The sequence below is a fragment of the Caballeronia sp. GAWG1-1 genome (assembly GCF_023631465.1).
GTDB lineage: Bacteria > Pseudomonadota > Gammaproteobacteria > Burkholderiales > Burkholderiaceae > Caballeronia.
Genome location: NZ_JALQDB010000032.1, coordinates 141,723 through 165,906 on the forward strand (window position 1 = coordinate 141,723; position 24,184 = coordinate 165,906).

Here is a 24,184-nt window from a genome sequence, read left to right on the forward strand (position 1 = left end):
AATTTTAGCTCAATACGATGGTTTTCATGGTTTTGCATATACGCAAAAACCGCCGACGTTACCCGATCAATCCATTCAGGAAGGGCTGACCACCATGTTCGACGATCCTCTCACCCACGCCATCGACGCACTCAAGTCATCCCGGCGAGGCTTTCTCAAGACGGCGGGTTACGGGGTCGTCGCGGGACTCGGCGCAAGCACGCTCGGTCGCGCGGCACTCGCCGCACCGACGCTCGCGCCGATCAAAACCGTGCGTCCCGGCTATCTGACCGCTGCGTGCCTCGGCGACATGCCGATTGCATCCGTGCACGACGGCAAGCTCGTGGGAACGGACTTCGACATGCTGCAGTTGATCGCCGAGCGTCTGCAACTGAAGATCGACGTGCAGCAGATGACCTTTTCCGCCGTGATCGAAGCGGTGAAGTCGGGCCGCGTGGACTGGTTCGGCGGCAACTTCGCGTGGACGCCGATCCGCGCCAAGCTGTTGTTGCTCACCGATCCCGTTTTCTACACGGGCGCCTACGTCATAATGCGGCAAAACCAGACGCAGAAGAGTTCGCTTGCCATCGCGGACTTGAGCGGGCACACCATCGGCACGGCGACGGGTTATTCGGTCGTGCCCGACATGAAGAAGGTTCCGGGCATCGTCGAAGTGAAACTGTATGACGGTATCGATTCGTGCTTGCGCGATGTCGTCGCGGGGCGTCTCGACTTTGCCGTGCTCGACGCGCCGACCGTGGACTACATGATCCAGCAGAATCCGTCGTGGGGACTGAAACAGATTCCCATCGGTTTCGACGCAGCGTACCCCAGCCTCACGGGCAAGTTCGCGTCGATCTGGGGCGTGAGTCCGGACAAGAAGGATCTGTTCGACGGCATCAACGAAGGCGTGCGCTGGCTCTGGCGCACCAACCAGATCAAGCCGATTCTCGCGAAGTACGGGATCGATAATCCCGACTACTTGCAGCCGTTGCCGACCGACCCGCGCACCGGCGTGGACCGCGACGCGAAGGGCGCGCTGATTGGCCCGTTCGCGCACGATTCGCGGGACTTCAGCAAAGCCTTCGCCTGAAGGCCAGATCATCATGGGACACCGCGATATGTCTGCGACGCTAAGCGCCACTCCTTCGGTCGATACGCGCATGCTCGTGCGTATCGACGGCCTGCACAAGTCCTTCGGCACGCATCATGTGTTGAAGGGCATCGACCTCGATGTGATGCCGGGGCAAAAGGTGTCGCTGATCGGACCGAGCGGCTCGGGCAAGACCACGCTGTTGCGCTGCGTGAACTTTCTCGAGACGCCGAGCGCGGGGCATATCTTCATCGACGGCGCGGCTATCGGCGAGCGTCGTCACGGTGACGGCTGGCAAGCGATGTCGGGCCGCGAACTCGCCGCCATGCGCGCGAATATCGGCATGGTGTTCCAGCGCTTCAACCTGTTTCCGCACCTGAGTGTGATCGACAACGTCCTGCTCGGACCGCGCAAGGTGCAGAAGCGCAGCGGCCGCGAGTTGATCGACGAAGCGCGTGCGTTGCTGACGAAAGTGGGCATGGACGAGAAGCGCAACGCGTTTCCCGATCAATTGTCGGGCGGCCAGCAACAACGCGTGGCCATTGCGCGCGCGCTCGCCATGAAGCCGCGGCTCATGCTTTTCGACGAAGCGACTTCCGCGCTCGATCCCGAGCTCGTGGGCGAAGTGCTCGGCGTCATGCGCAAGCTCGCGGACGAAGGCATGACGATGATCATCGTGACGCACGAGATGCGCTTCGCTGAAAGCGTGTCCGACAAGGTCGTGTTCATGGCCGATGGCAAGATCGTCGAGGAAGGACCGCCACGGCAGATCTTTCACGATGCAAAGGTCGAACGCACGCGCGCGTTTTTGCGCGCGGTGTTGGAGCACTGACATGGCGCTTCTCACCGCGTGGGCTCACAGCCTGCATTTTCTGCCGTATTTCGTGCGCGTGTTGTGCGTGAGCGCGGTGACCACCGTGGTGCTGACCGCGAGCGCGTTCTGCGTGGCCTTCTTGCTGGGCTTCGTGATCGCGCTCATGCGGTTGTCGCGCAGTGTCGTGTTGAAGGCGGTGGCGAACGTCTATCTCGAACTGTTCCGCAACGTGCCCTTGCTGACGCAGTTGTTCGTGCTGTACTTCGGGCTCGAACGGATCGGCGTCACGCTGCCCGCATTCGTGGCCGCAACGCTCGGCTTCGGTCTCAACGGCGCGGCGATTCTCTCCGAGGTGTTCCGTTCGTCGATCAACGGCGTCGACCGAGGCCAACGCGAGGCGGCGCTTGCCATCGGCATGACATGGCCAATGGCGCTCGCAACCGTCGTGCTGCCGCAATCGATGCGGCTCGCCTTGCCCGCGCTCGCCAACTTCGCCATCGGGCTATTGAAGGATACGTCGCTCGCTTCCGCCGTGGCGGTGCCGGAACTCGTGTTCCGCGCAAGGATGCTCGTGAGCGAGACGTATCAGACCAACCTCATCTACTTCATCGTGGCGATCATCTATCTGCTGCTGAGTCTGGCGTTGTCGCGTCTTTCGACGGCGACCGAGCGCGGACTCGGCAAACCGAGGGCGGCGCTGTCATGAACTATTCCGAACTCTGGTCTTCCATGCACGACGAGCTGTTTCAGGCGGCATGGGCAACGCTGCGTCTGGCGCTTGGCGCCATCGCTATTGGCGTCGTGCTCGGGATTGTGCTCGCCATCGTCAGGATGGGCAGTCGTGGCATGGCCGCGCGTATAGCACGTGTCTATATCGAAGTGTTTCGCGGCACGCCCGCGCTCGTGCAACTCTTTCTCGTGTACTTCGGCTTCGTTGCCATTGGCATTCGCTTCGATTCGTATCAGGCCGCCGTGCTTGGTCTCGGCATGAACGCCGCCGCGTATTTCGCGGAGATCTTTCGCGCGGGCATCGAAGCGGTGCCACGCGGACAAAGCGAAGCAGCCGCGAGCATCGGCATGACGAGCGGCGCGGCCATGCGCTGGGTCGTGCTGCCGCAAGCCATTCGGCTGGTGCTCGCGCCTTCGGGCAATGTCGCCATCTCGCTTTTGAAGGACACGTCGGTGGCCTCGCTCATCGCCGCGCCCGACCTCATGCTGCGCGCTCAGGACTTGAGCTCGCAGTATTTCATGCCGTTCGAAATCTACGTCACCGTAGGGGCGTTCTATTTCGTGCTGTGTTATCCGCTGTCGCAATTGATGCGTCATATCGAGCGACGTCAGCCTGCTCACGGCTGATACGGCGGTCTTTCCCAACCAGAGTCTCTCAAGACAGAACAGAAGGAGTAAGTGTATGCGCAAGGTCATCGAAACCGGCTTGCCCAACGGAAGCGCGCCGGTCGAATGGGCGACCGTCTCGAACGGCACGCTCTACACGGCGAGCATTCCCATTCGCGCGGACGGTTCGATCGAGGATGGCGACATCGCCACGCAAGCCGAACTGACGTTCGCGAATCTCAAGCAGATCGTCGAGTCGGCGGGCGCGACCATGGACGACGTCACGCAGGTGCAGGTCTTTCTCACGGACAAGAGCTATTTCGAAGGCATGAACGAGGTCTATCGCCGCTTCTTCACGAAGCCGTATCCGAACCGCGCGACCATCATCGCCGATCTCATGGTGCAAGGCGGCAAGATCGAAATCCTGGCTCATGCCGATGTGAGCAAGGTTGCCTGATGAAGCATGTGATCGTCATCGGTGCGGGCATCATCGGGACGACGACCGCGCTCGCGCTTGCGGGCGCGGGCTGCCGCGTCACCGTGATAGACAGCCGCCGTGAAGCAGGCCTGGAAACCAGCTTCGCCAACGGCGGCTTGCTCGCGGCCAACAGCGCGTTGCCGTGGTCTTCACCCGGCACGCCGATGCAATTGCTTAAATGGCTCGGCCGCGAAGATGCGCCGCTTCTGCTGCGGCCTCGCGCAATCCCCGGTCTCGGCATGTGGGGTGTGCGCTTTCTGGCCAACTGCCGCGCTGCCAAGTACTACAAGACGGCTGCGACGCTCACCGCGTTCGGTCAGCAAAGCCTCGCGGCCATGGAGCGTCTGCTCGGCCAGAAGCGCATAGACGCGGGCATCCAGCGTGGCGGCCTGCTTGAACTGATTCGCGGCAAGGACGCCGAGCGGCGCGCGGAATCGTTCGCGCGCATGCTCGAGCGCATGGGCGCAAAGGTCAGGCGACTCGATGCAGCGCAAAGCGTGGCGCTCGAACCATCGCTCGGAGGCATTGCACATAGCATTGGCACGGCGCTCCTGCTCGAATCCGATGCCTGGGGCGACGCGCATGCGTTCAGTGTCGCGACCGCCGCCGCAGCCGAACACGAAGGCGTGACGTTTCGGTGGGGAAGCGCGGTGAGCGGTATCGACCTGCAGCGCGGTTCTGTTGCCGGCGTTCGTCTTGCCGACGATTATCTGAGCGCGGATAGCGTCGTGATATGCGCGGGCGCGATGTCTCCGTCGCTCGTCGGCCCGCTCGGCGTGCGCCTGCCGATGGCGCCCGTCAAAGGCTATTCGCTTACGCTCCGTGCCGACGAACTGGGATTTCTGCCGCAACGGCCTATCGTCGACGATTACGAGCATATCGGCGTAACGCCGCTCAAGGACATGCTGCGCGTGGCGGGCACCGTCGAATTCGATGGCTTCGACAAGACGCTGCGGCCCGGTCGCGTGGAGAACCTGAAACGCGCGCTGACGCGGCTTTTTCCACAGGTCCGGATGCCTGCCGAAGTGCGGCCCTGGTGCGGGCTGCGGCCCATGGCGGCAGATGGATTGCCGATCATTTCACCGACAGCGGTGCCGCGTCTTTTCGTCAACACGGGACACGGCGCGCTCGGCTGGACGCTTGCGTGCGGCTCGGCCGATCTAATTACGTCGATGATCACGAGCCAGAGCGATGCGCGCGACACGCCGTTCAGTCTCACGCGCAGCTTCTGGTGAAACGAAGCGCGATAATCAAGTCAATGCAAGAGGGCAAGTCATGTCGGGTGAGGGAAGACGCGAAGTCATCGTGATCGGTGCGGGCGTGGTCGGCGTTGCGTGCGCGTTGTGGTTGCGAAGAACGGGTCTCGACGTGTTGCTCGTCGATAAGGGCGAGATAGCGGGCGGCGCTTCGTTCGGCAATGCGGCCACCATTGCGGACTACGCATGCACGCCCGTGCCGCAGCCGAAAATCTGGGGCGACATTCCCGGCTTGCTGTTCGGCGCGGACTCGCCGCTTTCCATTCGCTGGTCGCGCCTGGGAAGCTATGCGGGATGGCTCGCTGCGTTTCTCGGGCAATGCAACCGGCGCGCTTATGTCGCCAATAGCGAAGCGCTTGCGTCGTTGCTGCATGGTACGCACGAGGGATATGCGCCGCTTCTCGAAGACAATCCACACGCTGAGTCGTTCATTCGGCGCGATGGTTGTCTCTACTCTTATCGCACGCAAGGAGCGTTCGAGCGCGCCGCGGGCGATATCAAACTGCGTGGCTTGCTGGGCATTCGTCAAGAGGTGATAAGCGCGGCCGAACTCACGCAACTGGAACCCGCCATGCAGCAGCGCACGGTGGGCGGCGTGCTATTTCCTGCCGCGTGCCATCTCGTCGATCCGCAAGGCTTCGTGCAGGCGCTGGCCAAACCGCTGATCGACGAGAAGCGTTACGCACGCATGGAGGTCAGCGATATTTCAAGCAGCACCGCGGGCATCTGCCTGCGTTCCGCTGCCGGCGAAACGCTACACGCCGACAGAGTGGTGATTGCGGGCGGCGCATGGTCCGCGAAGCTCGCGGCGCAAATGGGCGATTCCATCCAGCTTGGCGCGGAGCGCGGTTATCATGTCGAGTTCCAACTGGATAAGCCGATGTTCACGCGGCCGACTTGCGTCGTTGAGTCGAGCTTCTATATGACGCCGTTGCGGGACCTGCGGCTGCGTGCTGCGGGGACTATCGAGTTGAGCGGGATCAAGTCACCGTTGAACCCTTCGCGCACGGCGTTCATCGAACGAAGCATCCGCCGCAACGTGGATATCAAAGCGCCCGTGTCCAGTAGCTGGCTCGGTATCCGGCCGACCATGCCGGACTACTTGCCGGTGATCGGACCATCTTCGGCGGACAAGCGCGTGATCTACGCGTTCGGGCATCAGCATCTCGGCATCACGCTGGCGGGAACCACGGGCGACATGGTCGCGCGATTGATTCACGGCAAGAGTCCCGGCGCAATCGAGCGCTTCTCCGCGGACCGCTTTAAATAATCGATACTGCCGCCGCGCGCGTCTTACTTCGCTCGACGTCTGCGCGTAGTCCCCCACGGCGGCGTCTCGAACGATTGCACCACCCAGTCGATGAACGCACGCGTTTTCGCGGCCGCATGCTTGGAAGACGCGCGCACCACGCTGAGTTGTTCGCCCGCGTCCACCTTCCAGCCGGGCAGCACTTGCACCAGCTCTCCGCTCTGCAATTCGCGGCCGACGAGCCAGTCCGTCCCGTATATGATGCCGACGCCCGCGCGTGCCGCATGCAGCACGGCATCGATCTCATCGGTCGTCATTCTCGCGTTGATGCGAATGGCGCGGTGCATGTCGTCGCGTTTCAGATGCCATACCGGATGCGTGGAGAGCCGCGAAAAGCCGATGCATTCATGGCGCATCAGGTCTTCGGGCTTCGTGGGACGTCCGCGCGCGGCGAGATAATCCGGCGATGCGCACAGTAAGCGCCGCATGGTCGCAAGCGGCCGCGCGACAAGCCGGCTGTCTTCCAGTTTGCCGATACGCACGCCTACATCGAAACGTTCTTCGATCAGATCGACATAACGGTCCGTGTACGTGCATTCGACATCGAGCGAGGGATAGCGCGCAAGGAACTCCGGCATGCGCGGCGCAATCCACATGCGCCCGAACCCTGCGGGCAAGTTGATGCGCAAGAGCCCGCGCGGCGTCGCAGCTTGCGAGCGCGCTTCGTCTTCCGCATCGCGCATGATGTCCCACGCTTCGCGCACGCGATCGCGATAACGCGTGCCTGCTTCCGTCGCCGATACGCGACGTGTGGACCGTTCGAGCAAACGAATGCCAAGACGCGTTTCCAGTTCCGCGATACGTCGGGAAATGACCGAGCCGTCGCGCCCCAACTGGCGGCCTGCCGCCGTAAAACTCCCGGTCGCGAGCACCGCGAGAAACGCCTGAACCTGATCCGTTTCGATGCCGTTCATTGATGCACCCCACGCACGAATGTTATGCCGTATGGGTCGATTATAGAGGCGCGTCTTCGTTAGCATGATCGCTGTGCTTAACGAAAAAGGAGCGCACCGTGAAAGCGTATCGACTGAAGGCAGGCAAGCCCTACGAATTGACGTTGACCGATAACGCACTCGAGCCCGTACCGGAAAGCGACGAAGTGCTCATCCGCATTCGCGCGGCGGGACTCAACTATCTCGATCTCATGGTGGCGAACGCGCGCTTCGGCAACGTGGACGCGAGCTTCGTGCCGGGTGCGGATGGCGCGGGCGAGATCGTCGAGGTCGGATCGCGCGTGAAGGGTTGGAAGGCGGGCGATCGCGTGATCGCCGGAATGATCGTGGATTGGGCCGCAGGACCGCTCACGGTAACGAACGGCGAGCGTCTTCGCGGCGTCACCATGCCGGGCTCGCTCGCGGAATATGCGGTCGTGCCCGCTACTGCGCTCGTCGCCATTCCCGCTGCCATGCCGTTCGTGCAGGCCGCAAGTTTGCCGGTCGCCGCGACGACCGCATGGAACGCCATCGTCGCGGGCAATGTGCGGCCGGGGTCCACCGTGGCGTTGCTGGGTACGGGCGGTGTGAGTCTGTTTGCGCTGCCGCTTGCCAAGGCGGCGGGCGCGCGCGTGATCATCGCGTCTTCATCGGACGAGAAGCTCGCCCGCGCGCGCAAGCTGGGCGCGGACGTCACCATCAACTACCGGACCACGCCCGCGTGGGACGTCGCGTTGCTCGAAGCCACGGAAGGGCGTGGCGCGGATCTCGTCGTGGAAACCGTCGGCGTGGCGACTTTCGAGCGCTCGGTGAACGCGGCGGCAATCGGTGGAACGATCTTCGTCGTCGGGCTGATAGGCGGCGAGGAAACGAAGATGCCCTTGCTCAAGGTCATGGTGAAGACCTTGCGCATTGTCGGTAATCAGACTGGCTCGACGGCCAATCTCGCCGATGCGGTCAAGGCCATCGCACAGTCCCGAATCGAACCGGTGATCGATCGCGTCTTTCCCTTCGATGCCGCGCAGGAAGCCTATGCCTATCTCGAATCGGGTGGCCACTTTGGAAAAGTGGTGATAGACGCCACTTGATGCCGGTTGTCGTACAACTAGTCAATCGTAATGCACCTTTTGGCGCTATGTAAGGAAAGCATTCTGTGTGTTAAGGACCGCATGAAACCGGCGGTTCGTAGGGTTTTCACGGAAGCGAGGCAAGCAACTGACTTGTATGATGACGTATCTTTACAGATTCGTCGTCAGGTCTCGCGTGCGCGCATTCCTCACGCGCTTCAATAGCACCCAAAGGAGAAGACATGCGATTCCGCTACCGCTGGATAGTCGCCGCGCTGCTGTTCTTTGCCGGCATGCTCAACTATCTGGACCGCGCGGCGCTCTCCGTGGTCGCACCGCTCGTCAAGAGCGAACTGCATATCAACGACGCGCAACTCGGCGTGCTGTTCAGCAGTTTCTTCATCGGATACTGCGTGTTCTGCTTTATCGGCGGATGGGCGGCCGACAAGTTTGGTCCGCGCAAGGTGTTCGCCATTGCTGCCGCGTTCTGGTCGCTGTTCTGCGGCGCCACGGCATTCGCGGGCAACTTCGCCACGCTGATGGTGGCGCGCGTCGCGTTCGGTGTCGCCGAAGGCCCAATGGGCACGACGACCAACAAGTCGATCTCGAACTGGTTCCCGCGCAGTGAAGCGGGCCGCGCCGTGGGTCTCACGAACGCCGGTCAGCCGTTGGGCGCCGCCATTGCCGCACCGATCGTCGGGCTGGTCGCTTTGCAGTTCGGCTGGCGCATTTCCTTCGTCGTGATCGCGGTGCTCGGCTTCGTGTGGATTGCGTTCTGGTTGCGGTGCTTTCGCGATCATCCCGAAGATCATCCTGCCGTGACGCGCGAGGAAGCCGCGCATATCGCGAGCGACAGGCTCGTGCCGCATCACGCGGAGGGTTCCGCTGAAGCAGGCTCGCAAGCGGGCGTGATGCACTATTTGCTGTCGTTGCCGGTGCTCGGCGTGGCTGCCGCGTTCTTCGCGTTCAACTACGTGCTGTACTTCTTCTTGTCATGGTTGCCGAGCTACTTCGTGGACTATCAGCATCTCGACATCAAGCACATGAGCGTGATCGGCATCCTGCCGTGGCTCGGCGCGACGGCGGGCTTCGTGCTCGGCGGCATCATCTCCGACGCGCTCTACAAGAAGACCGGCAACGTGCTCTTCGCGCGCAAGACGGTCATCATCCTGGGGCTTGGCGTGGCGGCAATCTGCGTGTTGCTGGTGTCGCGCGTGAGTTCGCTTGCGCCTGCCGTCGCGTTGATCGCGGTGGCGAGTCTCTTCGCTTTCATGACGCCGCAAGCGTGCTGGTCGCTGTTGCAGGACATCGTGCCGCGTGATCGCATTGGCGCAACGGGCGGCTTCGTACATTTGCTCGCGAATCTCGCGGGCATTCTCTCGCCGAGCATTACCGGCTTTCTGATTCAGTACGGCGCGGGTTACTCGTCGGCTTTCATTCTCGCAAGCGCGTTGTCGGCACTCGGCATGCTGATCTTGTGGGTCGCCGTGCGTGAAACCCAAGTCATGCGGCTGCGTGGCGCGCCAGTCTGAAGAAGTCAACGAAGGTAGAAGCCAAGCTGACTGGTAAGCGTCGGGCATCGATCTTGCGCCCGATGCTCAAGGCAAAGGGTCCTGGCGAACGATGTTCGTCACGCGCACCTGCATCGCGGAGCACCGCTTTCGCCATGCCGCCAGTCACGGAGCATCGCCTTGCCTTCACCCAATTCTTCGATACTCGAACGGCTCGCTCGTTCGCCTCTTCCGGTCTTCGTGCTCGTTGCTATCGCTGGCGGCACGGATGCGCTCGTCATGCTTCACAGCAAGGAATGGCTCGCGGTCTATATGACCGGCAATTCCACCAAGCTGAGTCAGTCGCTTGTTCAAGGCGCGTTCGAAAAGACGATTCCGCTCATCTGCGTCATCGCGTGCTTTCTTGCGTTCACGACGCTTGCCGCGTGGCTTGGAACGCGCTTTCCCCGATGGCGCGCCGCCCTGTCCCTCACGCTCACCGCAATCCTCCTCGCTTGCGCCGTGCCGCTCACGGGCGAGCAGTTCTCGCCGCTCACGACGTGTCTCGTCGCGGCAGGCATGGGCGCGATCAATCAGGCGCTCGCCGATCAGCCGGGCGTCACGTTCATTACGGGTACGTTCATCAGCGTCGGCAGGCAACTCGCTAGCCGCAAGTTCGGCGCGGCTGCGCTCGGCATGCTGCGCTGGATATCGTGGATCGTCGGCGCAGCTGCGGGCACGGTGCTGAATATTCTGTTCGGCCCTGGTGCGCTGGCGGCCATTGCGCTTGTTGCACTCGTCTGCGCACTCACTGCGACCGTGTATGGCAGCACCATGCACGCGGAACGGCTCGCGCATTGATTGCTGTTCGATTCGTCCAGCAATCGTTCAACGATGGAGAAACTACTCATGTCTGGCAACGATACGACTCCCTATTCCGTCACCGGCCCCGGCACCGCCGATGGCCCGAAGCTGCCCGCATCCGGCGAATGGCAAGCGCCCGCGGAGATCGACGTGGGCAGCGTCAAGGACGGCAAGGTCGAGTTCCCGAACTGGAAGGGCGATGCGGACAAGCCATCGCCTCCGCCGCCAGCACCGACATCGCCGGACAAACGTGTTGGCTTTGCAATCGTCGGTCTGGGACGTTTGGCGCTCGAACAGATTTTGCCGGCGTTCGTGAACAGTAAGCACGCGCGGGTTGCGGGGCTGGTGTCGGGCAGTCCAGACAAGGCGCGGGCGGTTGCCGCGCAATACGGCGTGAACGAAGCGGCCGTCCATGACTACGATGACATATCGCGTCTCGCCGACAATCCCGACATTCAAGCGGTATACGTCGTCACGCCTAACGGCTTGCATCTGCCGCACGTCATTGCAGCAGCGAAGGCCGGCAAGCATGTGCTATGCGAAAAGCCGATGGCCAACACCGCCGACGAGGCGCGCCAGATGATCGACGCCTGCGCGAAGGCGGGCGTCAAGCTCATGGTGGCCTACCGTTGCCAATTCGAAGTCTTCAACAGTGCAGCGACGAAACTCGTGCAATCGGGCGAGCTGGGAAGGGCGCGCATCATCGAGGCGACCAATGCGCAGGTGCAAGGTCCCGGCGGTCAATGGCGTTTGAGGTCGGCCCTGGCGGGCGGCGGCGCGTTGCCGGATATCGGCTTGTACTGTTTGAATGGCGTGCGTCATGTGCTCGGCGAGGAACCCGTCGAGGTCTATGCGCAGATCGTGAATCCCGCCGATGACGAACGCTATCGGGAAGTGGAGGAAACAATCGCGTTCACGTTACGCTTTTCCTCGGGCGCGATTGCGCAATGCGCAAGCAGTTACGGCGCGCATGAATCGAAGGATATGCGTATCCGTCTTGAGAGAGGCTGGATCGATATCGAGAACGCGTTTGCGTACAAGGGACAGCGCATGCGCATTGCGCGACGCAAGGACGATTTCGAAGTGGTCGAAGAGCAGCGGCTCGAATTCAAGGATCAGTTCATGCTCGAAATCGACCACTTCGCGCAGTGCGTGCGCGATGATCGCCAGCCCGACACACCGGGTGAAGAAGGTCTGCGCGATCAGGTATTGATGGAGGCGATTTATCGGTCGGCGCGAGAAGGGCGGCCGATTGCGGTGGCCGAGAGCGCTTGAAGATTCAAAGCGCTCTCGCCGCACATCAAAGCGTAGGCGAGAGCGCCAGGTACGGCGTGATATTGCGCATGGCGCGCGCAACGTAGTCTTCTTTCTCGGCCACAGGGGCCACATAATGCAGCGCGCTTTCGGCTGCTTCCACGCCTTCGAATCGCGCAATAACCCAAGCTGCCAGATACTGCGAAGCAAGACAGCCGCCAGCGGTTGCCACATTGCCGTTGGCGAAAAACGGCTGATTCAACACATCGACGCCGGCTGCCTCGACCCACGGCTTCGTCGTCAGATCGGTACAAGCGGGAACGCCCCCAAGCAACCCGAGCTTTACCAGCACGAGCGTGCCCGAACACTGCGCGCCGAGTAACTGCCGCGCCGGATCGAACCGCATCTGCGCCATGAGCGCTGCATTGGCGACGACTTCGCGCGTCAACAACCCGCTTCCAACGATGACCGCATCCGCGTCACTCGCCTCGCGCAGGGAAATGTGGCCTTCGATTACCACGCCGTTCATCGACTTCACGCGCGTTTCGGGCGTCGCAATCGACACGCGCCAGTGTGGCTTTTTGATGCGATTGAGAATGCCCAGCGCGATGAACGAATCGAGTTCGTTGAAGCCTTCGAACGTGAGAATGGCGATATGCATGATGGCGCACCGTTGAGCGTTTGAATGATCGAATGAGCCGATGCTAAACCAGGAGTCCATTACAATCAAATAATTGTCATGGATACATCTTCGCATGGCCCAGCCCCGCTACAAGACGCTCGTCGATTCCTTGGCCGCCGATATCCGCGCGGGCCGTTTGCGCCCCGGCACGCGCCTGCCCACGCATCGCCAGCTTGCGGCCACGAAGGGCCTCGCGCTCGTCACGGCGTCGCGCGTCTATGCGGAACTTGAAGCCATGGGCCTCGTGCGCGGCGAGACCGGGCGCGGCACTTTCGTGCGGGAAATCTCGCTGCCGCCGGGCCTGGGTGTCGATCAGCACGTGTTGGGATCGGACATGATCGATCTCAACTTTAATTATCCGTCGCTGCCGGGTCAGGCCGAGTTGCTGCGCAACGCCTTGCGCCAGCTCGCCGCTTCGGGCGATCTCGAAAGTCTGCTTCGTTACCAGCCTCACGGTGGCCGTCCGCATGAACGGGCAATCGTGGCGCGACATCTGAAGGCGCGCGGGCTTGCGGTGAGCGCGAACGAAGTGTCCATCGTCAACGGCGCGCAAGCGGGGCTCGCGGCGACCGTCGTGGGCTTGCTTCGTCCCGGCGATGTCGTCGCGGCCGATGCATTGACGTATCCCGGCTTCAAGGTACTGGCCGAGGCGCACGGGCTCGAACTCGCGCCGATTCCAACGACCGGCTCCGGGCCTGATCTGGATGCGCTGGACCATTTATGCAGAAGGCGCCGCGTGCGGGCGGTCTACGCCATGCCCACGCTGCACAATCCGCTTGGCTGGGTGATGAGCGCGCATCGTCGCAAGCAACTCGTGGCGATTGCAAGAAAGCACGGGCTTTTGATCATCGAGGACGCCGCATACGCCTTCCTCGTCGACGATCCTCCCGCACCGCTGGCCGTTCTCGCACCCGAGTCGACCGTCTATGTCTCCGGGCTTTCGAAGAGCGTCGCGACGGGCTTGCGCGTGGGTTTCGTGGTGGCATTCGCCGACGCCATGAAAGCGATCGAACGCGCTATCAGAGCGACCACTTGGAACACGCCGGGCGTGATGACGGCAATTGCTTGCGGATGGCTCACCGATGGCACCGTGCGCCGGCTCGAAGCGGAGAAGCGTCGCGACGCGAAGCATCGTCAGGCAATGGCCGCCGACATCCTCGCGGGCATGCGATGCGTCCGTCATCCTGCGTCGTATTTCGTGTGGCTGCCGCTCGCGGAAGAGGTTCGCGCCGATCAGGTCGCAGCGTCACTCATGCGCGAGGGCATTTCGGTGGCAACCGCTGAACCTTATTCGGTTTCGCCGCATGTGCCGCATGCCATTCGGCTGGCGCTGGGTTCCGTCGAGCGCGATGTGCTGCGCGATTCGCTCGAGACAGTGAGGCGGGTGATCGGCGAGTACGCGTATTGAAGATGCACCGGCGCGTCAGGGAAACTGCTTGACGTTGAGATCGAACGGCGGGGCATTGCGACTCTTGAGCAGATGCACGAACCTGTCCTGTGTCGCTCGCGCATGCGCGGGCAGATACTTCACGAGCGCCGCGCGGTCCTTGCGCTTCACGATATCGATGATCTTGTCGTGCTCACGCAAGTTCCTGTCGAACTGCAGGTCCTGCTCTTCGGGCGTCAATTCGGCTTCCATCTTGTAGAGATGCACTAAAAGCCGCCGGACATGGCGGTGCGTCGATTGCGCAAACTCATAGAAAAAGCCATTGCCCACGGCCTGATTCATTCGCATGTGGAACTTCTCGTTGAGCGCGGTGATGTTCAGAAACGCGCGCGCCTGAACCTGCGTGACGTATTGCGTCTGAATCGTCGTCAAGTCTTCCGCCAGTCCCGGTTCGAACCGCATCATCTGCGCGAGGATATTCTCGGCTAGCTGATGCGCGACGAGAATCTCGCCGATCTCCTCGAAGTCGAGCCGGCGCACGAAGGTCCCGCCGCGGTTGGGCACGATATTCACGAAGCCTTCCGCGACCAGCCTGTTGATGGCCTCGCGCGCAGGCGTGCGTCCGAGCATGAAGTCGTTCAGCAGCATGGGTTCGTCTATACGGCTGCCCGGCGAAATCGTCAGATCGATGATGCGCGAGCGAATGGCGTTCACGGCCGAATCGGTCTGGCTCATCGAGCTTTCGGCGACGACGGGTTCGGCTGCATCGAGTATCGATTGCGATGGATCGTCGGATGACACGAGCGCGGCTTTCGCCGACGTCTTGCGCGACACGGTTCTGCCGGGGGTCTTCGCGGCGGCGGTTTTCAGCTTCGGCATAGTCTCTCGTTTTCCCGCGCTGGCGCAGGCGCTCAACTTCGTATATGCGAAGTATATAGGATGTCGGCTATTACGCCTTCGCCATGCTCAATAAAGCTCTTGCGCGCATGAACAACTATTTTTTTGAAAAGTATACGCGACGTATATTCACATGCTAAGGTTGGGTCGTTGCTCATCGACGAGCAATTCGAAGCACCCGGCTTCTTCACTGACGACCCAGGTTCCAAACACATTCTGGCGCTGACCCGGAAGGACCCTGGCACGCCTGCGAACAGGCCGTTCGTGCACGACACACCAATAAAGGAGAACGAGTTGAGCGACGCAATAGAAGGAATCGAAACGCTCGTCGGCCAGAAAGTACGGCGCGACATCAGCCGTCTGGTCGCCTTCGCGAAGGGCAATCTGGCGCGCGCCGCCGCGAGCATTGCGGGACAACGTGAGCCGCATATCGGCATCGTCTGCGGATTTTTCGTGCGTCATGCCGAGCCGCCTTCGCCCGAAACGGACGGGCTCAACGGCATGGCGCAACTGGCAGCGGGTTTTGTCGAAGCGGGCATGCGCGTGACTGTCATTACCGATGCGCCTTGCGCCAAGGCCGCATGGGCCGTGACGCGCGTGTTGCCGGGCAAGGTCGCGCTCGAAGTGGTCGATGTCGACGACACCGCCGTGCGCGATCTGCGCAAGCGCCTCGAAACGGCGGAGCATCCGATTACGCATCTGATCGCCATCGAACGTTGTTCGCTGGGCTCCGACGGGCGCGCGCATCGCGAGCATGGCTGGGATATCTCCGACGACACCGCCGCGCTCGACTACCTCTTCGCCGACGAAGGATGGCAGGCGCCGTGGAAGACCATCGGGATCGGCGACGGCGGCAATGAGATCGGCATGGGCGTGTTGCCGAAAGAGATCGTCGAAACAGACATCCCGAACGGGCCGCTCATCGCCGCGCGCACGCCGGCCGACTATCTGATCGTGTCTGGCGTCGCCAACTGGGGCGCGTATGGCTTGCTCGGCGCGGTCGCGGAGTTAAAGCCGGAGCTGGCACAGCCGCTTCTCGCGCATTTCAACGGCGCGTTCGAGAAGGAGGTGCTGGCGGCGGCCGTGGAGATCGGTCAGGCCATCGACGACAGCCGCGTGGATCGTCCCGGCAAGCTGCAGATGACCATCGACCGGTTGCCGCTGGAAGACCACGTTGCGATCATCGACGGCATTCAGGCGCTCGTCGCGCCTTCGTCTTCGCCGGGCATGGCGCGCTAGGGGGCACGGGCCATGAGACAGGATCTTTCGATCGTATTGCTGCATGCCACGCCGGTCGCGATGGAGCCTATCCATCGCGCGTTCGCAGCGGACTGGCCCGAAGCGCGCTTGAGCAATCTGCTTGACGACGGTCTCACGGCCGCGCGCGCAGCGGACGAGCAACTCACGCCGGCGCTGATGCAGCGCTTCGTGAATCTCGTGCGCTATGGCTACAAAGCGGGCGCGGACGCGATTCTCGCGACCTGTTCGGCGTTTGGTCCGGCCATAGAGAAAGCGGATCGCGAGTTGCCGGTGCCGGTCTGCAAGCCGAACGACGCGATGTTTCAGGACGCGCTTGCCTGCGGCAGCCGTCTCGCGATGATCGCGACCTTCGCCCCGGCTGTGCCGACGATGGAAGCCGAGTTCGCCGAGGAAGCCGCGCGCATCAATCCGCAAGCGACGCTCGATACGTTCGTGGCCGCCGAAGCCATGACGAAGCTGCGTGCGGGCGATGCATCGGCACACAACGCGCTCGTGGCCCAGGAAGCCGCGAAGCTGCATGGCTACGACGCGATCCTGCTCGCGCATTTCTCCACTTCGCGTGCGCAGGCGCTCGTGACAGAAGCGGTGCGCGTTCCCGTGTTCGCCGCTCCGCAAAGCGCGGTGCGGCGGCTCAAAAGCCGCCTTGGTCTCTGAGAGAAGGAGCTAACCGATGATCCACGAGACAAGGCCGCTTACGCTCATGAGCACGCTGGCCGTGAAAGGCGCGCTTACGGAAAGCGTGTTGCCCGCCTTCGAGAGGCACCACGGCTTTTCCGTGAACGCGACGTTCGATCCCACCAACGTGCTGCTCGAACGCATCGTGCGTGGCGAGCGTGCGAGCGTGATGGTCGCGGTGACCTCCGCCATCGACGATCTCATCGCGCAACGTGTTCTGAGCCCGCGCGGGGCGCGTGCAATCGTGCGCACCGGGATAGGCGTGGCGGTCGCGAGCGATGCGTCTGTGCCGCCGCTTCGCACCGTCGACGAGTTGAAGCGCTGTCTGCTAGCGGCCAAGTCCGTTGCGTATTCACGCAGCGGCGCGAGCGGCGTCTACTTCGCGACCTTGCTCGGGCGGCTCGGAATCGCGCAGCAGATCGACACGAACGCGACCGTCATCCCCAAGGGATTCACGGGCGAATGCGTGACGCGCGGCGATGCGGATGTGGCCATTCAACAACTCAGCGAACTTGCGATGGTGTCGGGCGTAAAGATCGCCGGTCCGCTGCCCGAGGAAGTGCAGTCGTACACGTGCTTCTCCATCGCCGCCTTCGCGGGTGCCGACGAAACGCCTGAAACCGAAGCCTTGCTCTTCGCACTCGATTCGCCCGCCGCACGCGATGCCTACGAGAAGTTCGGCCTCGAGTGTCTCGATTAATTCAGCAGCCACAGCCTTCCGCCGGCCATGAACTATCAATTCGATTTCAGCTTCCTGCAGCAGTACTGGGGCGATCTGCTCTACGGCATCTGGCTGACGATACGCATGACCATCGTCGCGACCGTGCCAGGGTTCGCCTTGGGCGTGGCGCTCGCCGTGGGCCGTCTGCATGGCGGCGCCGGTCTTTCGCGTGCCATTCGCGCGTATGTCGAGGTGATCCGCAACACGCCGCTCGTGCTGCAAGTGTTCTGGATTTTCTTCGGGCTCGCGGCGATCAAGTTGCACGTACCCGCGTTCGAGGCAGCCATTGCAGCGCTCGTGGTCAACGTCAGCGCCTACACGGCGGAGATCATGCGCGCGGGGCTGGAAGCGGTGCCGCAAGGCCAGATCGAAGCGGCGTCGTGTCTCGCGATGTCGCGGCGGCAAGTGTTGTGGCATGTCGAGATTCCGCAGGCGGTGGAGAAGATGTATCCCGCACTCGTGAGTCAGTTCATCCTGATGATGCTCGCCACTTCCATCATGTCGCAGATATCGGCGGAGGAACTCACGGGCATTGCCGATCTGATTCAGTCGATCACGTTTCGTGGTTTCGAGGCGTACATGGTGATCGCGCTCGCTTATCTGGCGCTCGCCAGCGCGTTGCGCTGGGCGTTGCTTGCGGCAGGCGCGTTCATGTTTCCGCGTCTGGGTCTTGCGGGTGCGCGCGGAGGACGTTCATGATCTTCAACCTCACGGACGCCCAGCTCGCCTACATGCTCAAGGGTACGCTCGCCACCGTCGAATTGTCGGTCGCGGGAGCGGTGGGTGGTGCGATCATCGGCTTGCCCGTGGCGCTCTTGCTCGTGTCGGGACGCGGCATTGCGTTGAGGCTCGGCCGCGCCTACGTCACCGTGATGCAGGGCATTCCGCTGCCTGTCGCGATGTTCGTCGTGTACTTCGGCATCGGGCTCTTCGGCTTCGACGTGTTGCCGGTCATTGCCGCATCCGTCGCGCTCGCCGTCAACGCCGGCGCCTATCTCGCCGAGATATGGAAAGGCGCGATTCTCGCCGTGCCCGCCACGCAATGGGAAGCGGGAGAGTCGCTCGCGCTCTCGTATCTGCAGCGCATGGTGCACGTGATCCTCCCGCAAGCGCTGCGCATTTCGGTGCCACCGACAGTTGGCTTCGTCGTCGCGCTCATCAAGAACACGTCGTATGCGGTCGTCATCGGCATGAGCGAGCTGACCTACACGTCGCGCATGGTCAACAACACCACGTTCGAGCCGTTCGTCATCTTCACGCTCGCGGCTGGCGTGTATTTCATTCTCTGTTATCCCGTGGCGCGCATGAGTGTCCGGCTGGAACGCATGGGACGCTTCGGTGCGAGACTCGGCAAGGATTCGACGCAATGAACAACATCGTCACTTTCAAGGGCGTGCGCAAGGCTTACGGTTCGACCGAAGTGCTGAAGGGTATCGATCTCGATGTGCGCAAGGGCGAAGTCGTCGCGCTCATCGGCCGCTCGGGGTCCGGCAAGAGCACGGCGCTACGCTGCGTGAACGGCCTCGAACGCATCACTGGCGGAACGCTGGAAGTATGCGGGCACAAGCTCGGCGATACGGAAGTGGACCTGCGCGCATTGCGGCTCGACGTGGGCATCGTGTTCCAGAGCTACAACCTGTTTCCGCATCTGACCGTCAAGCAGAACATCACGCTCGCGCCGCTCAAGGTGCGCCGTCTCGCGCGCGCCGCCGCTGACGAACTCGCGGCACACGTGCTCGATCAGGTGGGACTCGGCGCGCGTGCATCGGCGTATCCGCATGAACTCTCGGGCGGTCAGCAGCAACGCGTGGCGATTGCGCGTTCGCTCGCCATGCAACCTGCCGTGATGCTGTTCGACGAAGTGACATCCGCGCTCGATCCCGAACTCACCGGCGAAGTGCTGCGCGTGATGGAACGGCTTGCGCGCGATGGCATGACCATGCTGATCGTCACGCACGAGATGGCGTTTGCGCGTTCGGTCGCGCAGAAAGTGGTGTTTATGAACGACGGCGTGGTTTGGGAAGCGGGTAGCGGCGCGATGCTCGAAGCGCCCAGAACCGCCGAGCTTCAAATTTTCGTAGGCAACGGGCTGTAACCCTTTTACTCATCAACCTTTGAACCAGAGGCACGCGAAATGAACCTGAAGCGCGGCTGGACCCGATTCCTTGCAATGACCTTGACCTTATGCGCGCTTAATAGCGCGGCCAGCGCCGACACGCTCGCCGACATCAAGTCGCGCGGCAGCATCAACGTGGGTATCGACTTCACACATCCTCCTTACGGCATGATCGACGCGAACGCCGTGCAGACCGGCACCGACCTCGATATCGCGCGCCTGATTGCGAACGACCTCGGCGTGAAGCTGAATATCGTCCCCGTGAACGGACCCAACCGCATTCCGTTCTTGCTGACGGGCAAGGCGGATATCGTCGTTGCGTCGTTCTCGGTCACCGATGAACGCAAGAAGGTGATCGGCTTCAGCCGCCCGTATGCCACCGAGCCGATCTTCGTCGTCGCGCCGGGCAAGAACACGCTGAAGGATGTCGAGAGTCTTGCCGGCAAGACGGTGGCTACGGCGCGCGGCACCACGGCCGATCTGGATCTCGTTGCGGCGATCAAGGACAAGGGCGTGAAGGACGTGAACATCGTCCGCTATCTGGACGAGGCCACCGAGCGTACGGCGGTGTCGTCGGGTCAGCAGAGCATCTTCGTGGCTGCGCTCGCCGATGCGCTTGCCGTCAAAGAGACGAGCCCCGCATCCAACTTCGAGTATCAGTTCCAGGTGGCCGAAGACCCGCTCGCCATCGGCCTCAAGCGAAACGATGCCGCCATGCAAGGCTGGCTCGATACGTGGGTTGCGAGCAATCTTCAGAACGGCAAGCTCAACGCGGTCTGGAAGAAGTACTTCGGAATCGACATTTCGCGCAGCGTTTATTGAACGGGCGGTGACATGAATTCATCGAATGCTTCCACCCTGCTCACGCCGGTACGGCTATTCGGCAATCTTGCGTTCGTAAGCGGACAGCTTCCGCGCGAGGCGGGCGAACTGAAGTATCGCGGCAAGGTAGGCGAAGAGATTGCGATGCCCGACGCCGAAGCCGCGGCCGCGCTTTGCGCGCATGCGTGTCTCGCGGCGCTGGAGCGCGCGCTCGGCTCGCGCGAGAAAATCGCGGCCGTGCTCAAGTTGACCGGCTTCGTTGCCTGCTCGCCGGACTTCACGGCGCAGGGCAAGGTGATCGACGCGGCCTCGCGCGTACTCATCGACGCGCTGGGCAGCGAAGTCGGCGGCCACGCACGCAGCGCGATCGGCGTGCAGCAGCTTCCGCATGGCGCGCCGGTGGAAGTCGAGCTGATCGTCGGACTGAAGTGATGCAGACATCGAACGGTACTTCGCTCAGGTTCTGCGCGAACCTCAAGTGGCTCTTTACGGAGCTGCCCTTTCTCGAACGCTTCGAGGCGGCCGCAAAGCAGGGCTTTAGCGCGGTCGAGTACGCGTCGCCTTATGAGTTCGAGCCTGCGATTCTCAAGGCGACGCTCGATGCCACGGGGCTTCGGCAAGTGCTGATCAACACGCCCGCCGCGCCGCCTGGAAGTATCGGCAGTAACGGGTTCGGATGCATTCCCGGCGAACGGGCGCGGTATCGCGATGGCGTGTTGCGTGCGCTGCATTACGCGTCGGCGCTGAAGTGCGGGCTCATTCACGTGATGGCTGGACTTGCGCCAGGCGGCGTGCCCGTTGAACAGGTGCGCGATACGTTGCGTGAAAATCTCGCGTGGGCTGCGGATGCGGCGCGCGATAGCGGCGTCACGCTGCTGCTCGAATGCCTCAATCAGATCGACGTACCGGGCTATGCTCTGCGCAGCCTCGAAGAGGCGCATGCGTTGATGAAGGAGATCGCGCAACCTAAGTTGCGCCTGCTTTTCGATGCCTATCATTGCCGCATGAGCGGTCTCGATGTGGTCGAGCAATTCGCCTTGTATGCGCCCGACGTCGCGCACATTCAATTCGCCGACGCACCCGGCCGCCACGAACCCGGCACCGGCGACATGCCGTGGAACGAGTTGATCGCGAGTATCCGGGCGCAGGGTTACGAAGGCTGGATTGGCTGCGAGTATCGGCCTCGTGAATCGACGGTCGCGGGGCTCGGGTGGCTCAATGCCTTCAAAGAAGCACCCTAGCGCTTGAATATCGCTTCCAGGTCCACTTCCTCCTCGACCACATCCAGATTGAGCGCGCTTTGAATGTGATCGAGGTGATGCAGCATCAACTCCGCCGCCTTGTCGCCGTCGCCCTTGGCGATGGCATCGACGATAGCGGTGTGTTCATCGGCGCGGCAACTCGACGTTATCGGCGCGTTATAAAGCAGGATGACGAGGCACGTCAGTGTCGATAGTTCGCGCACGCTGCGCGTGAACGACGAGTTACCCGCGAGCGTCGCCACGAGATTGTGAAATTCGCCCGAGAGCCGGATGACCGCGCGCTTGTCCGAACGCTCGCGCGCGTCCATTTCGAGCCGCAAGTGCTCGCGCATTTGCGCGAGCTTGTCAGGCGTGATGCTGCGCGTGAGCCGCGCAATGACTGCGGGTTCGATCACCCTGCGCGCTTCGAAAACATCGCGCGCCTGGTCCACCGAAGGCTTCGCGACGAACCAGCCTTTCTTCGGATACACCTCGACGATCTGTTCATATGCAAGCCGGCTCAACGCGTCGCGCACACGTGCCCGGTTCACGCCGAAGATACTGGCCAGACGTTCTTCGGCGAGCTTCGTGCCGGGCACGAGCCGATGCTCCAGTAGTGCGACGTAGATCTGTTCGTAAATCTCTTCGCTGGTGTTGTCGCCGTCGCCTGTCTTGCGGGGCTTGAGTTTCTGCGTTTCGCCGACGGTTTTTAGCATGTGCCGCGTCTGATGGATTGGCGCATGTCGAAAGAGACATGCCGATGGTCAGGCTCGCTTCGCCCGACCGCTTACCGCACGAACGGATGTTCCTTGATCCAGTGGTTCGCAATGTCGATACGCCGCGTGACCCACACGTCCTCGTGCTTCATCACATGATCGAGGAAACGCTGGAGACCCGCCGCGCGCGCCGGATGACCGATGAGCCGCATATGCAGCCCGACCGACATCATCTTCGGTTGTGTCGCGCCTTCGCTATACAACATGTCGAAGCTGTCGCGCATGAATTCGAACCACTGATTGGCCGTGCCTACCGACCCGGCGAACTGACCGTCGTTCGTGGTCAGCGAGTAGGGTATCACCAAATGCGGCTGGCCCTGAACCACCTTCCAGAAGGGCAATTCATCGCCGTAGTAGTCGGAATCGTAGAGAAAGCCGCCTTCCTCGACGAGCAGCCTTCGCGTGTTTATCGAAGGCGAATAGCGGCAATACCAGCCGTACGGACGCTCGCCCGTCGTGCGCTCAAGCGACTCGATCGCGCGGCGAATATGCTCGCGTTCCTCTTCCTCGCTCAGGTCGTAATGCTTGATCCAGCGCCAGCCGTGACTGCACACGTCGAAGCCTGAATGGCGTATGGCTTCCGCTGCCTGCGGATTGCGTTCGAGCGCCAGCGCGCAGCCATACACGGTGAGCGGCAGGCCGCGCTCCCGAAAAAGCCGCATGAGGCGCCAGAACCCCACGCGGCTGCCGTATTCGAAGAGACCTTCGGCTGCAAGATCGCGGCCGCGCACGCCGGAGTTCAAGCCGTGCGATTCGGTGAACCAGGTCTCGGTGGCGGCTTCGCCATCGCCGATGGAAGGCTCCGAGCCTTCCTCGTAATTCATCACGAAGTTGATGGCGATACGCGCGTTGCCCGGCCATCGCGCGTTGGGTGGATGCGCGCCATAACCGATGAAATCGCGATCGAGATCCATGCTGCACTCCTGTGTCGTGTCGTGGTGTTTCGAAAGGATGAGCGGGCTCAAAGCATCACGTCGCCGCCATTGGGCGAGAGCGTCTGACCGATGAAATACGCGCCGCCCGTTTCCGATGCGAGCAAGAGCGCAGTGGGCGCGATCTCGCCGGTTTCACCGAAGCGGCCGGCGGGAAGCTGCGCGAACTTCATCGCGCGCCATTCGTTTGTGAAGCTCGCGAGCATCGCGGTTTCGACGGGGCCCGGCGCAATGGCGTTGACGGTCACGCCGTGCGGCGCGCCTTCGTAGGACAGCGCGCGCGTGAAGCCGACCACGCCCGCCTTCGACGCGCAATAGTGGCTCATGTCGTACGTGCCCTTGTACGCGAGTTGCGAGGCGATGTTGATGACGCGGCCGTACTTCCGCGCGATCATGTCCGCGAAAAACTGCTTGGTGACGAGGAACGTGCCGCGCAGATTCACGGCCATCATGCGGTCCCATTCGTCGATGGACAGATCGACGAACGGCGTCTCGCCGCTGATTCCCGCCGCGTTCACGAGAATATCGACGGGGCCGAGATGCTCGCGGCTCCATGCGTTCAGGCGCGCGACGGCATTGGCATCGGTGACGTCGCATTCGGTCACGGCGGCTTCTGCACCGCTGGCGGCGAGTTCGTCGGCGAGTGCTTGCGCGCCGGCTGCATCGCCGATATGCGAAATGCCGACCTTTGCGCCCTGAGCCGCGAACAGTTGCACGATGGCGCGGCCGATACCCGTGTTGCCGCCGGTCACGAATGCCGTGCGGCCCTTCAGCGAGAACGATTCCATGCTGATGCTCCTCCTT

The 24,184-nt window shown here is 62.3% G+C and carries 27 protein-coding genes; 21 read left to right on the top strand and 6 right to left on the bottom strand.

From position 1 onward, the window contains the following. Positions 1-94: 94 nt before the first annotated feature. From NCT03_RS21875 to NCT03_RS21905, 7 genes are read left to right on the top strand one after another with little or no spacing between them, the layout of a single operon-like run. A complete protein-coding gene (locus NCT03_RS21875; protein ID WP_250493890.1) occupies positions 95-1,072 on the top strand; it encodes an ABC transporter substrate-binding protein in 978 nt (325 codons plus the stop codon). A 28-nt stretch (positions 1,073-1,100) separates the two neighbouring features. Beyond that, on the top strand, positions 1,101-1,904 hold the full coding sequence (locus NCT03_RS21880; protein WP_284503405.1) for an amino acid ABC transporter ATP-binding protein: 804 nt from the start codon (positions 1,101-1,103) through the stop codon (positions 1,902-1,904). A 1-nt stretch (position 1,905) separates the two neighbouring features. Further along, on the top strand, positions 1,906-2,592 hold the full coding sequence (locus NCT03_RS21885; protein ID WP_244831144.1) for an amino acid ABC transporter permease: 687 nt from the start codon (positions 1,906-1,908) through the stop codon (positions 2,590-2,592). Continuing rightward, positions 2,589-3,242: an amino acid ABC transporter permease gene (locus NCT03_RS21890; RefSeq protein ID WP_250493891.1), complete on the top strand. Its 654-nt coding sequence runs from the start codon at positions 2,589-2,591 to the stop codon at positions 3,240-3,242. The genes NCT03_RS21885 and NCT03_RS21890 overlap by 4 nt, the downstream gene beginning before the upstream one ends. Before the next feature lie 55 nt (positions 3,243-3,297). Then, positions 3,298-3,678 (top strand): RidA family protein, encoded by a 381-nt coding sequence (locus NCT03_RS21895; RefSeq protein WP_244831146.1) that lies wholly within the window; start codon positions 3,298-3,300, stop codon positions 3,676-3,678. Further along, positions 3,678-4,934 carry an FAD-dependent oxidoreductase gene (locus NCT03_RS21900; RefSeq protein WP_244831147.1) on the top strand — a complete coding sequence of 419 codons (1,257 nt, stop codon included), beginning with the start codon at positions 3,678-3,680 and terminating at the stop codon, positions 4,932-4,934. Before NCT03_RS21895 ends, NCT03_RS21900 begins: the two co-directional genes overlap by 1 nt. Before the next feature lie 40 nt (positions 4,935-4,974). Further along, a complete protein-coding gene (locus NCT03_RS21905) occupies positions 4,975-6,225 on the top strand; it encodes an NAD(P)/FAD-dependent oxidoreductase (protein WP_250493892.1) in 1,251 nt (416 codons plus the stop codon). Positions 6,226-6,248: 23 nt separating this feature from the next. Here NCT03_RS21905 and NCT03_RS21910 read toward each other — a convergent pair whose 3' ends face one another. Continuing rightward, positions 6,249-7,178: a LysR family transcriptional regulator gene (locus tag NCT03_RS21910; RefSeq protein ID WP_250493893.1), complete on the bottom strand. Its 930-nt coding sequence runs from the start codon at positions 7,176-7,178 to the stop codon at positions 6,249-6,251. A 98-nt stretch (positions 7,179-7,276) separates the two neighbouring features. On the opposite strand from NCT03_RS21910, the gene NCT03_RS21915 reads away from it, so the two are divergent. From NCT03_RS21915 to NCT03_RS21930, 4 genes are all read left to right on the top strand, one after another. Further along, positions 7,277-8,284: a zinc-dependent alcohol dehydrogenase family protein gene (locus NCT03_RS21915; RefSeq protein ID WP_250493894.1), complete on the top strand. Its 1,008-nt coding sequence runs from the start codon at positions 7,277-7,279 to the stop codon at positions 8,282-8,284. Between the two features lie 221 nt (positions 8,285-8,505). After that, on the top strand, positions 8,506-9,795 hold the full coding sequence (locus NCT03_RS21920) for an MFS transporter (RefSeq protein WP_250493895.1): 1,290 nt from the start codon (positions 8,506-8,508) through the stop codon (positions 9,793-9,795). A 159-nt stretch (positions 9,796-9,954) separates the two neighbouring features. Then, on the top strand, positions 9,955-10,614 hold the full coding sequence (locus NCT03_RS21925; protein ID WP_250493896.1) for a DUF1275 family protein: 660 nt from the start codon (positions 9,955-9,957) through the stop codon (positions 10,612-10,614). 48 nt (positions 10,615-10,662) lie between these two features. Further along, positions 10,663-11,892 carry a Gfo/Idh/MocA family protein gene (locus NCT03_RS21930; RefSeq protein WP_250493897.1) on the top strand — a complete coding sequence of 410 codons (1,230 nt, stop codon included), beginning with the start codon at positions 10,663-10,665 and terminating at the stop codon, positions 11,890-11,892. 25 nt (positions 11,893-11,917) lie between these two features. Here the strand turns inward: NCT03_RS21930 and NCT03_RS21935 are convergent, their stop codons facing one another. Beyond that, complete coding sequence (locus NCT03_RS21935; protein ID WP_250493898.1) at positions 11,918-12,532, bottom strand: DJ-1/PfpI family protein; 615 nt, start codon at positions 12,530-12,532, stop codon at positions 11,918-11,920. 94 nt (positions 12,533-12,626) lie between these two features. Here NCT03_RS21935 and NCT03_RS21940 point away from each other — a divergent pair, with 94 nt between their 5' ends. After that, a complete protein-coding gene (locus tag NCT03_RS21940) occupies positions 12,627-13,961 on the top strand; it encodes an aminotransferase-like domain-containing protein (protein ID WP_250493899.1) in 1,335 nt (444 codons plus the stop codon). A 15-nt stretch (positions 13,962-13,976) separates the two neighbouring features. Here the strand turns inward: NCT03_RS21940 and NCT03_RS21945 are convergent, their stop codons facing one another. After that, the gene (locus NCT03_RS21945) at positions 13,977-14,819 is read right to left on the bottom strand and encodes a GntR family transcriptional regulator (RefSeq protein WP_250493900.1); all 843 of its coding nucleotides are present in this window, start codon (positions 14,817-14,819) and stop codon (positions 13,977-13,979) included. A 312-nt stretch (positions 14,820-15,131) separates the two neighbouring features. On the opposite strand from NCT03_RS21945, the gene NCT03_RS21950 reads away from it, so the two are divergent. The 9 genes from NCT03_RS21950 (at position 15,132) to NCT03_RS21990 (ending at position 21,672) form a co-directional block, all read left to right on the top strand. Further along, complete coding sequence (locus tag NCT03_RS21950; protein ID WP_250467853.1) at positions 15,132-16,076, top strand: glutamate cyclase domain-containing protein; 945 nt, start codon at positions 15,132-15,134, stop codon at positions 16,074-16,076. 12 nt (positions 16,077-16,088) lie between these two features. Further along, positions 16,089-16,751, top strand: coding sequence for an aspartate/glutamate racemase family protein (locus NCT03_RS21955; protein ID WP_250493901.1), 663 nt, complete (start codon positions 16,089-16,091; stop codon positions 16,749-16,751). 16 nt (positions 16,752-16,767) lie between these two features. Further along, the gene (locus NCT03_RS21960; RefSeq protein WP_250493902.1) at positions 16,768-17,472 is read left to right on the top strand and encodes a substrate-binding domain-containing protein; all 705 of its coding nucleotides are present in this window, start codon (positions 16,768-16,770) and stop codon (positions 17,470-17,472) included. A 27-nt stretch (positions 17,473-17,499) separates the two neighbouring features. Then, positions 17,500-18,192 carry an amino acid ABC transporter permease gene (locus tag NCT03_RS21965; RefSeq protein WP_244831160.1) on the top strand — a complete coding sequence of 231 codons (693 nt, stop codon included), beginning with the start codon at positions 17,500-17,502 and terminating at the stop codon, positions 18,190-18,192. Further along, positions 18,189-18,863, top strand: a complete 675-nt coding sequence (locus NCT03_RS21970; protein WP_244831161.1) for an amino acid ABC transporter permease — start codon at positions 18,189-18,191, stop codon at positions 18,861-18,863. The genes NCT03_RS21965 and NCT03_RS21970 overlap by 4 nt, the downstream gene beginning before the upstream one ends. Further along, positions 18,860-19,588, top strand: coding sequence for an amino acid ABC transporter ATP-binding protein (locus NCT03_RS21975; RefSeq protein WP_250493903.1), 729 nt, complete (start codon positions 18,860-18,862; stop codon positions 19,586-19,588). The genes NCT03_RS21970 and NCT03_RS21975 overlap by 4 nt, the downstream gene beginning before the upstream one ends. Before the next feature lie 75 nt (positions 19,589-19,663). After that, a complete protein-coding gene (locus NCT03_RS21980) occupies positions 19,664-20,431 on the top strand; it encodes a transporter substrate-binding domain-containing protein (protein ID WP_244831163.1) in 768 nt (255 codons plus the stop codon). Between the two features lie 12 nt (positions 20,432-20,443). Then, positions 20,444-20,863, top strand: coding sequence for a RidA family protein (locus NCT03_RS21985; RefSeq protein WP_244831164.1), 420 nt, complete (start codon positions 20,444-20,446; stop codon positions 20,861-20,863). Continuing rightward, positions 20,863-21,672 (top strand): hydroxypyruvate isomerase family protein, encoded by an 810-nt coding sequence (locus NCT03_RS21990; RefSeq protein WP_250493904.1) that lies wholly within the window; start codon positions 20,863-20,865, stop codon positions 21,670-21,672. The genes NCT03_RS21985 and NCT03_RS21990 overlap by 1 nt, the downstream gene beginning before the upstream one ends. Here the strand turns inward: NCT03_RS21990 and NCT03_RS21995 are convergent. The 3 genes from NCT03_RS21995 to NCT03_RS22005 all read right to left on the bottom strand — a co-directional run bounded on the left by NCT03_RS21995 (position 21,669) and on the right by NCT03_RS22005 (position 24,168). Continuing rightward, on the bottom strand, positions 21,669-22,388 hold the full coding sequence (locus NCT03_RS21995; RefSeq protein WP_244831166.1) for a GntR family transcriptional regulator: 720 nt from the start codon (positions 22,386-22,388) through the stop codon (positions 21,669-21,671). The genes NCT03_RS21990 and NCT03_RS21995 overlap by 4 nt on opposite strands. A gap of 71 nt (positions 22,389-22,459) precedes the next feature. Further along, on the bottom strand, positions 22,460-23,362 hold the full coding sequence (locus tag NCT03_RS22000) for a polysaccharide deacetylase family protein (protein ID WP_250493905.1): 903 nt from the start codon (positions 23,360-23,362) through the stop codon (positions 22,460-22,462). Between the two features lie 47 nt (positions 23,363-23,409). Then, a complete protein-coding gene (locus NCT03_RS22005) occupies positions 23,410-24,168 on the bottom strand; it encodes an SDR family NAD(P)-dependent oxidoreductase (RefSeq protein WP_244831168.1) in 759 nt (252 codons plus the stop codon). Between the last annotated feature and the right edge of the window lie 16 nt (positions 24,169-24,184).